General features: G+C 75.5%; 4 protein-coding genes. All 4 read right to left on the minus strand.

Features of this window, described 5'->3' with window-relative positions; translation table 11 throughout:
• Nucleotides 1-729, minus strand: a 729-nt coding sequence (locus ACIQOV_RS12580; RefSeq protein ID WP_401047949.1) for a DUF6519 domain-containing protein, incomplete at its 3' end; no start/stop codon positions are given.
• Nucleotides 730-758: 29 nt separating this feature from the next.
• Nucleotides 759-2,978: a hypothetical protein gene (locus tag ACIQOV_RS12585; protein WP_401047951.1), complete on the minus strand. Its 2,220-nt coding sequence runs from the start codon at nt 2,976-2,978 to the stop codon at nt 759-761.
• A gap of 64 nt (nt 2,979-3,042) precedes the next feature.
• A complete protein-coding gene (locus tag ACIQOV_RS12590) occupies nt 3,043-6,822 on the minus strand; it encodes a putative baseplate assembly protein (RefSeq protein ID WP_401047954.1) in 3,780 nt (1,259 codons plus the stop codon).
• Nucleotides 6,819-9,672 (minus strand): putative baseplate assembly protein (locus ACIQOV_RS12595; protein ID WP_401047957.1); only part of this gene is annotated, 2,854 nt, incomplete at its 5' end. The genes ACIQOV_RS12590 and ACIQOV_RS12595, both read right to left, overlap by 4 nt.

A 9,672-nucleotide genomic window follows, 5' to 3' on the forward strand; every position in this document is an offset into this window, starting at 1 on the left:
CTCGGGGTGGGCCAGGCACGGGTCCTCGCTCACCCGCTCCGGCCGCCGGGCGCGCGCGGCCAGCAGCCCGCCCGGCCGCTCGTGCGCGTCGGCCCACGTGTCGAAGGCCTCCCGCACCCGGGACGCCCCGCCGTCCGGAACGCTCAACTCCGAGGCGGGAAGGGCGAGTACCTGCCAGACGAGCTTGGCCCGGGCCGCCGTGTCGGGCATCGCCGCACCGAGCGCCACCTCGCGGATCTCCGGGTCCTCGACGGCGGTGACGCTGCGCTCCCAGACCTTCAGGTAGACCAGGAACGGGAACTCGCCGGGCAGCCGGTCGCCGTCGCGCTCCTGGTCCCGGTAGGCGTCCGGCTGGTCCCAGTACGTCCAGCCGGCGGGCGCCTCCCGGGCGTCGCCGCCGTTGCCCTGGCCGCCGTCGTCGGGCACGGCGATGCCGGGCTCGGGCCGGTCGGCCTCGCACAGGATGCCGTCCACGTAGTAGCGGCCGCCGCCGATGGTGAGGTCGTCCACGTCGTGGTTGCCCGGCACGTAGCCGATCGCGAATCCGGCCGCCCCGGCCGGTCCGCCGCGGCGGCCGATCAGGTCGGTGGCGAGCGTGCACAGCTGGTACCGCTCGATCGCTGCCTGCTCGTTGGCGTCGGCGTCGAGCTGGACCCGGCCCTGCTGGGTCAGCACCGCGGAGTAGTGCTTGCCGGGCCGGAAGGTCAGGCGCGAGAAGTCTGCGTGCACGGTTTCCCTTTCGGAGTCATCAGGGCGGGTCAGGAGACGAAGAAGATCCCGGCGTCGGTGCCGGCCGGGGTGTACTCGGCCAACCGCGCCCGCAGGTTGTCCTCGCGCTGGGGCTGGAACAGGTCGTGGAAGGCGCCGAGTTCGGAGCGGTCCTCGGCGCCGCGGGTGATCTCCGGGGCGCACCCGGCGGCCAACTGCCCGTAGCCGGGCGTGCCGTAGCGGAGGCTGGTGAACAGCGGGCGGACCCGCTCGGCCTCCAGCTCGCGCAGCCGGGCGGCCGGCGCCGGGTCCAGCTCGCCGCGCTCGACCAGCTCGGTCACCGCCGAGCGCACCAGGTCGGGTTGGCACTCGTACCGGCGCGGGGTGCGCGAGCCCGGTGGGACGTAGCAGAACCGCAGGCAGCCGAGCGAGCGGCGGGCCATCCGCAGCCGCCCGGTGAACACGCAGTCCTCGGCGATCGGCACCGCGTGGGTGTGCACCTCGCCGACCACCGTGGAGCGGTGGGCGTGCAGCAGCGCGTGGGCGTGCTCGCAGTCGGGCCCGGAGAGTGCCGGGTGCTCGGGTCCGGTGGCGTCCAGGATGCTGTCGGCGAGGTGGATCTCCAGCGGGTCGGTGTCCACCTCGTCGCCGACGACCTGGATCGTGCCCAGGATGCTGCGCTCGATCGTCACGCAGGCGGTGGTGTGGTCCAGCACGAGGCTGGGCTCCTGCGGCGAGTGCGGCTCGCAGTGCGGCTCCAGCGACCAGCCCGGCACCAGGGTGCAGTGCCGCAGGGTGACGGAGGCCAGCGGTCCGGTGACGTTGACCCCGCGACCGGTGATCAGCAGCCCGTCCAGGACCAGCCGCCCGCCCGGGCAAACGCCCCGCACGTTGAGCGCGTCCGGCCGGTTGCTGTACCAGTCGAGCAGCCGGATCACCGGCCGGGTGCCCTCGGCGGCGCGCAGTTCGAGGCGGTCGTCCTCCGCCAGGTCGAAGTCCAGCTGTTCCTGGTAGGCGCCGCTGTCGGTGATCTCGATGACGGCGGCACCGCCCGCGCTGCCGTCCTCCTGGTCGGCGCGCCACTGCTGGTAGGCGTCGTTGATCCGCTCGTACGGCCCGCCGGGGCCGACCCGGTAGAGCGCCCGGTGCCGGACCTCCGGGCGGTCGCGCGGGTACTCCCCGCCGCCGGTGTCGTCGCCGAACGCGTGGTGGTAGTCGACCCAGACGCCGCGGCGCGGGGCGGAGCGGGCGCCGAAGGCGATCCGGCCGAGCAACGGGTCGACGGCGACCTGGCCGCGCTTGGGGCGGTACGTCCAGTCGCTCAGGTCGGCCACCGTGATCTCGGCGGGCGGGACCGGCTCCTGGGCGCCGTCGCGCCAGATGGCGAAGCTCTTGCCGGGTCCGTAGTAGTCGGCCAGGCGCTCGGCGAGCTGCCGGCGCCGGATCGGGGCCGGCACGTTGTCGAGCGCCGCGAGGTGGGTGGTCGACGGCTCCGGTTCGGGTTTGGTGACCAGCTGGGCGTCGTTGCCGAGGACCGAGAAGGTGAAGAGGTTCCTGGCCCGGTCGATGCAGTAGGCCGGCGCCCGGGTGACCGGGTACGGCTTCAGCCGCCAGACGTACAGGGCGACCCCGGCCGGCGTGCAGCCGCCCTGGCGGCGGGCGGAGGCGGCCCGGCGGACGTCGGCGGTGTGCGCCTGCCCGTCGAAGGGCCCGCCGAGCAGGTCGAGTTCGGCGCCGCGCCGCACGTCGACCAGCCGGCCCCGGCTCAGCCGCCGGCGGTCGGCCGCCTCCTCGTCGGGGCGCAGCAGCCGCACCGGCTGGGTGCCGCCGAGCAGCCGGGAGAGCTCCACCGCCCGGGCCGGCCAGTCGGCGACAGAGGCGGACAGCTCCTCCAGCAGGGCGAGCGTGCCCTTGCGCCGGCGGTAGGCGACGGTGTTCGCGACGTCGTGCCGCGGCGCCAGCCGGGCGGCGAGCCGGTCGCGGGCCGCGACCCGTTCCGGGGAGGCCCCGCCGTGCAGGCCGGTGGCGAGCACCTCCTCGTAACCGGGCAGGATCCGGTAGCCGACCAGGTCGCCGAGGTAGGCGACGGCCCAGTCGGCGGCGGTCTCGACGAACCAGTCCTGGTAGCCCTGTTCGATGCCGCTGCGCACGACGTCGACCTGCTCGGCGACGACGGCCAGCAGGGCGCGCAGCGGCTCGCCCGCCTCGGCGTCGCGCAGCCGGTGCCACTGCGGCAGCAGCTCCAGCAGTCCGTCCGGGTCGCGGCTCATCGGACGCACCTCTCGACGATTCGCTCTCCCCCGGCCTCCGGCCGGGGGGACCCCCGTCGCTCACTCATGCGCGGATCTCCTTGAGGATCAACGTGTCGGGAAGATTCGGTGACAGCAGGGCGAGTTGGGCCGGACGGATGCCGCGGAACACCGTCACCACGCGGCCGGCCGGCAGCGGGCGGGTATCGGTGACCGCCGGGTTGAGGCGCAGCAGCTCCGCGATGGAGATGCCGTTGCGGGCGGCGATGTCGGTGAGGGTCTCCCCGTCGGGGTCCCGCACCCGGTAGCGCTGCTCGTCGAAGCGGGCGAGCCGGGCCGGGACGGTCGGCTGCGGCTGCGCGAGTTGCTCGGACAGGTGCTCCAGGCCCTCCGGGGTGAGGCTGCCGGGCACACCGGTGAAGGCGTCGACGTCGACCCGGTCCACGCCGGGGACGGCCTGGGCGACGGCGAGCACCTCGGACAGGTGGGCGCTCTGGCCGAGTTGGCGCCCGGCGTAGCCGAGGCGGTCGAGCAGGGCGCGGCGCAGCGCCGGCTCGACCAGGTCCCAGGAGTGGTCCGGGTCGACCTTCACGTTCACGGCGACGACCAGCAGGACGAGTTCGCGCAGCGCGACCTCGACCGGCAGCTTCGGGTCCCCGTACGCGGTGAGCGAGGAGTGCAGGGTGCGGATCAGGTCGGAGTCGGCGGTGAGCGGGATGTCGTCCACCCCGGCCACCGTGACGTGGACGAGCTCCCGCCGGCCGTCCGAGAGCCGGGTGGCGCCGGCGCGCCCGATGCCGGCCCGGGAGCGGGTGAAGTCCTCGTAGTCGGGAACCGAGACCAGCCGGTCGAGTGCCGTGACGGCGAGCGGGATGTTGCGCCTGGCCGGACCCGGGCCGTCCGGGCCGGCGCCGCCGGTGGCGGGCAGCGGGTTGACGACGGCGGAGACGCCGAGCGGGCGGGTGGTGAGCTGGGTGATCCGTCCGGCGCCGACGTTGCCCGACTCGCCGATGCCGATCCGGTAGCGGGCGCGGACGTTCTCCCGGCCGGTGGGCAGGCGCGAACCGTGCACGCCGTCGCCGAAGGTGACGGTGGTGCGGCCGTCGGCCGCCGTCGAGGTGACGTAGACCCGTTCGTCGGCGCCGCGCCCGGCGAGGCTGTCGACCTCGTGCCAGCGCACCCCGTCGACCCGGATCTCCAGGGTGCTGCGCGCGCCCCTGGGGGTGTCGGCGGCCAGCCAGGTGAGCGGCGACTGCCAGAGCGTGAAGCGCTGGCCGGGGACCCCGGCGTCGCCGCTGCCGACGGCCTCGTCGCGGGTGGCCCCCTGGGTGGCGCGGACCACGTTGCCGAGGACCTGGACGGTGTCGCGCCGGTAGCGGTGGGCCAGCGGGGCACTGAGCGTGATCGCGGTGCGGACGGTGTCCCCGGGCAGGCGCGGGTCGACGCTCTGCCCGACACCGGCGATCATGGCGAGTTCGGTGCCCCGGACCCCGGTGGTGTTCGGGATGTCGGTCCGCTCGCCGCCGACCGCGATCCATCGGCCGGGGGTCAGCCCGTCGTAGAGCCGGGCGAGTTCGATCCGGTCGCCGTGGACCTCCTCGGTGACGGGCTCGTCGGCGAGCCGCAGCGACTCGCCGCGGGCGTAGACGGTGGTGTCCCGGATGTCCGAGAGCTGGGTGTCCTTCTCGTCCAACCACGGCTGCTGCAGCGACAGTTCGGTCACCTTTCCGGTGATGCCGAAGTCGGCGCGGGAGATCACGCGCACGTCGGTCACCCGGGTGATGACCTCGGCGAGGTCGCGGCTGCCCGGGATGCCGCCGTCGATCCCCTTGCGCGGGCGCTGGATGACCACCCAACTGCCGGGCGCGATCTGGTCGTAGACGGCGTCGAGGGTGAGGACCGTGCCGGAGACCGGCTGCAGCTTGGTGGTGAACACCACCTCGACCGCGGGCGGGGACTCGTCGGTGGCGGTGTAGCGGTGGACCCGGACGTTCAGCTCGCCGGACTCGCCGGTCTTCTCCTGGCCCGGTTCGAGCTGGTAGTCGAGCGCGGGGCCGGGCCCGCCGTCCACCGTCACGTGGATGCGCCCGTCGGCCTGCGGGCGGGACACGAAGACGGTGCGTTCGGGCAGTTTGGCCAGGAACCTGGCGCTGACTCCGGCCTCCTGGTCGGGAGCGGGCACCGCGGCGCGCACGGCGGCGGCGTGCGGGTTCGGCGTCGGTGCCGGCGGCTCGGTGGTGACCACCTTGACCTGTCCGGGGCCGAGGGTGAAGGTGTGGTCCCACGGCAGCGAGAAGCCATCGTGCGTCAGGCTGCCGGCCTCGACGTACGTGAAGTCGGCGGTCCTCGGGACGGTGCCGGCGGTGTCGAAGCCGATCCGGACTCCGATCAGCGTGCTGCCGGCGAGCGGCCAGTCCACGTAGCGGTCGATCCGGCCGTCGTTGCCGTAGACGGGCTTGAGCGGCGCGGTGGCGCCGAACGGGGTGGCGACCACCCGCATCGCCTGGATCTCGTGCACGGCGAGCGGCACCGTCAGGTCGACCCGCCGCCAGGCGGGGTAGAGGCCGTCGCGCAGCCGGGGGTCGAGTGCGGACAGCAGCTGCACGCCGAGGTCCGAGCCGGACGCGAACAGGCGCTGCGGGTCGCGGGTGAGGTCTCGGGCGCTCAGCGGGGGCCGGGTGGGGGCGGTGCGCAGCGCCGCCAGCACCGAGCCGAGCCCGCGGACGGCCGGGTCGGCGGCTCCGGTGCCGGGAGGGTTCGGCCCGGGCTTGTCGGGGGCCTGCGGCGGCTCCAGCTGGTGGGCGCGGTCGCGCAGGCCGGACAGCTCCTCGCCGAGGCGTCCGAACCAGTCGGCCACCGGCTGCTGGGAGTGCGCCAGTTCGGCGGCCTCGGCCGCCCGGGCCATCACCGGGGTGAGCCGCTCGGCGAAGTCGGCCGGGGTGCTCAGCGGGCCGGACGGTCGGTCGAGGTCGGCGCGCAGCGGGGCCAGCACCTGGTCGTCGAAGTCCCGGATGATCCGGCTGTGCCCGGGCCTGGGATTCGGGGCGCCCTCGGAGACGGTGATCCGGTCCGCCAGTTCGGCGCGCAGGTCCTTGAGGGTGCGCAGGTCCCGGGGCAGCCCGATCACCGTGACGTCGTTCTCGCGGTCGAGCCGCACCTCGGGCACCAGCCGCATCACCCGGTGGACCGGGTCGGCGGCCTTGTCGGCGCTGAAGACGAACAGCAGCCGGTCGCCGGGCTTGATGTTGTTGGCGGTCCCGGCGGCGAACAGCTCGGCCCGCCCGCCGGGGTTCAGCTGTCCGGGTGTCAGCTGGTACGGGCGGCGGCGCAGCACGGCCAACTCGTTCCAGGCCGAGCGGGCGGCGAGGTCCTCGGCGGTCTCGAAGGACTGCGGGTCCTCGCCGGGGCCGGGGACGCTCTGGCTGCGGGCGCCGCGCGGGACGACCACGGTCGGGTCCTCGGCGGCCCGCGGGTCGTGGTCGAGGGTGTAGGCGAGGTAGGTGTCGGCGGCCACGCCGGGCCGGGGCCGGTGCCCGACGAGGCGGCCGAGCAGGGTGAGCGACTCCTCCTCGACGGCGGTGCGCAGGTAGCCCTCGTTGGCGATCCGCTCCGAGTAGAAGGTGAGCACGTCGGCGAGCACGGCCCAGGAGTCCAGCAGCGCGATCGCCGGGTCGTCCGGGGTGCGGACGGTCAGGTCGCGCAGCGCCGGGTAGGCGGGGCCGGACAGCCGAGCGAGCAGGCTGTCGAGGAACTCCCCGTAGCGGCCGACCCGGTAGCCGATGGCGTCCAGCCCGGGCGGGTTGAACAGCGGGGCCGGGGTCGCGGTGGCGGTGCCCGAGCAGCCGCAGGTGCACTGGCCGTTCATCGGCCGCCTCCGATCACGATCGAGAGCCGGCCGTTCTCCGGCCGGTCGGGGTCGTTGTCGCAGCCGGCGATCTCCAGCGCGCCGGGCCGCAGCAGCCCGTCGGCCAGCTCGCCGTCGTCCCGCCCGAACTGCCGCCGCAGCCGGGTGACCCGGGCGCTGACCACGCCCGGCACGGCGGCGGCGACGGCCACCAGCCGGGAGACCCGGACCGGCTCGCCGAAGCCCAGCGCGTCCGGGTGGAAGAAGCCGAGCCGGCCGTCCGGCAGGGCGCGGCTGCCCAGCACCCGGCGCAACTCGGCCAGCACGTGGCCGCGTTGGTAACCGGGGGCGGCGCAGACCTGCAGTTCGAGGTCGAGCGGCACCACCAGGGCGGGGCGGACGACCAGGTCGTGGCCGATCCGGCGGTACGCCTCCAGGCCGTCGCCGACCGCCGCCAGCAGGGCGGTGTCGGCGGTGGCCTGCCCGTACGGCTCGACGGCGACGTGGACCTCCTGGACGCTGCCGGTCCAGCGGAGTTCGGCGGCGGCCCGCCGGACGCCCGGCAGGGCTGCGGCCAGCTCCGCGTAGTCGGCGGCGGTGACGGCGCGCAGCCGGGTGCGGCTCAGCGCGAGCGGGGCCGACTGCCGTACCTGGTCGAGGGGTTCGGGATCGGTGCCGCCGCTCGCGGGCATCGGGTTGCGGACCCGGAGCAGCGCGTCCTGCGGCGGTACGACGGTACTGCGCCCCCTCGCGTGGGGCGGCTGGTCCCGGCAGACCACCAGGTGGTTGATGGCCTCCGCGCCGACGTTGCCGGCCGTGCCGTTGCCGATCCGGTAGGCGACCCGCAACTCCGCGCCGGGCCGGGGCGGCTGACCGTGCCGCCCGTCGCCGAAGCGCAGCGCGAGGCGGCCGTCGTCCTCCGGCTCGCCGACGAAGTGCCGGTCGCGCGGGCCGTCCGAGAGCAGGTCCCGGCGGGGCGTCCACTCCTGGCCCCCGGCGGTGGCCCGGACGGCCGGCACTGCGGCACGAGGGTCCTGGACGGCGATCCCGGACGCCGGGCCGGCCGACGCGGGGGAGTCGGGGTCGAGCCCGGAGGCGTAGCGGCCGCCCCAGCTCTGGATCACCTCCCAGACGCCGGGCCGCCGGAGCACCCCGCCGGCGCGGGCCCGGGCGGTGAGCACCTCGAGGCGGCGCAGCTTGGCGGCGAGCAGGCGGGTGCGGCGGGCCAGCAGTTCGCGCAGTCCGGCGGCGGGCCGCTCCGCGAGGCGCAGCTCCTGCACCAGCTGGGCCCCGAACAGCAGGGTCAGTTCGGCGAGTTCGGCACGGGAGAGGGGGTGGCCGCAGTCCGCCCGGTGCCACATCTCCTCCAGCCGCTGCCGGACCCGTTCGGGGATGCCGGCGAGCAGGACGGCCTGCCGGGCGCAGACGTGTGCCCGGTCCGGGTAGGCGGCCGCCTGGGTGACCGGCGCGTAGCGCAGCACCGGGCGGAAGGGCTGCGGCAGGACGGGGTAGCGGGTCTGGTCGAGCAGCGTCTCCAGCGTCGCCGCCTGGGCGTCGGCGGTGGGCGGCTCGACCGCGGCGCCCTGGCCGTCCTCGCCCTCCGCGCTCGCGCCCGGCGCGAGCTGGATGCTCAGCCCGGCCCGCCGGACCGCCGCCTCGCCGAGCAGCGCGTACAGCTCGCGGACCTGTCGCGGGCCGAGCTGGCGGCCGGTCCTGGTCCGGTCGAGCAGTTCGTGGATCGCCTCCGCCGCGGGGCTGCCCCCGACGCGGTCCGCGCAGCCGGACCCACCCGGACCGCAGGACGCCACCCGGACCGGCTCCGGCGGCACCGTGAAGGTCTCCGGGGCTCCGCCGCAGAAGGTGAGCGAGCGGCCGTGGTCGACCAGCACGACGTTGCCGCGGGCGACGCTCACGTCGGGGATCGGGCCGCAGTCGCTCCCGCCGCGCGCGGACAGGCAGACCGGGAAGGTGAGCGCGTCCTCCGGCGCCCACTCGACCTCGACCACGGGCTGCTCGTACAGCTCGTCGACCAGGTGGGTGACCGAGGTGAGCCGGACGGCCTGGCGGTGCGCGGGGTCGGCGTCGGCGGCGGCGCCGGTGCGCGGGCCGAGCACCTCCTCGACGATCAGCAGGTCGCCGGGGCGCAGCGCCAGGTGCCGGGTGCGGTCCTCCGGCCGGTCGGCCTCGTGCCAGTCGTCGCGCAGGGTGGCGGAGGTCGCGCCCGTCGGCAGGACGCAGTCCTGGTCGCCCCAGGTCCAGAACCGGATGGTGTTGTGCGCGGGGTGCAGCACCAGGTCCGTTCCGCCGAGCGGCTCGAACACCTCGACCGCCGCGGTCCGGGTGAGCGCGTCCACCTGCTCGTCGGGGATCACCGTGGACAGTTCCGGGCGTTCCTGCGGGCCGAGCCGGCTGACGTCGACGGCGGCGAAGCGGAAGGTGCCGGGGTGGAGGGTGAGCGGGCGGTCCGTCGTCAGGGTGACGAACGCCCGGGCGTTGCAGCCGTCGTGCACGGCGTAGTCGATCAGCCGGACGTGCCGGCGCACCGACACCCGGCGCCGGGCCGTGTCGAGGTACGCCTCGGTGGCCACCGCGTCCTGCTGGTAGGAGAGCTGGTCGGCGGTGTAGGCGAGCAGCTCGACCAGGGTGACGCCGAGGTCGGGCAGGTGCCGCTCGGTCCAGCCGGGGGTGGTCAGGCTCATCCGGTCCAGCACGAGCCGCCGCAGGCTCTCGTAGTCGCGGGCGGTGTAGTCGATGACCGGGGCCGGTCGGACGGCGGGCGGGCAGTCCTCCTCGGTGCGGCAGTCGTAGGGGGAGGGGCACTCGGCGCCGAAGGAGAACCCGGTGCTCGCGTACCTCGGGTCGAAGCCCGGG

It is taken from the genome of Kitasatospora sp. NPDC091257 (assembly GCF_044757675.1).
GTDB lineage: Bacteria > Actinomycetota > Actinomycetes > Streptomycetales > Streptomycetaceae > Kitasatospora > Kitasatospora lactacystinica.

Coding starts and splice junctions, on each gene's coding strand:
- ACIQOV_RS12585 (WP_401047951.1), bottom strand. CDS start 2,978: ATGAGCCGCGACCCGGACGGACTGCTGGAGCTGCTGCCGCAGTGGCAC.
- ACIQOV_RS12590 (WP_401047954.1), bottom strand. CDS start 6,822: ATGAACGGCCAGTGCACCTGCGGCTGCTCGGGCACCGCCACCGCGACC.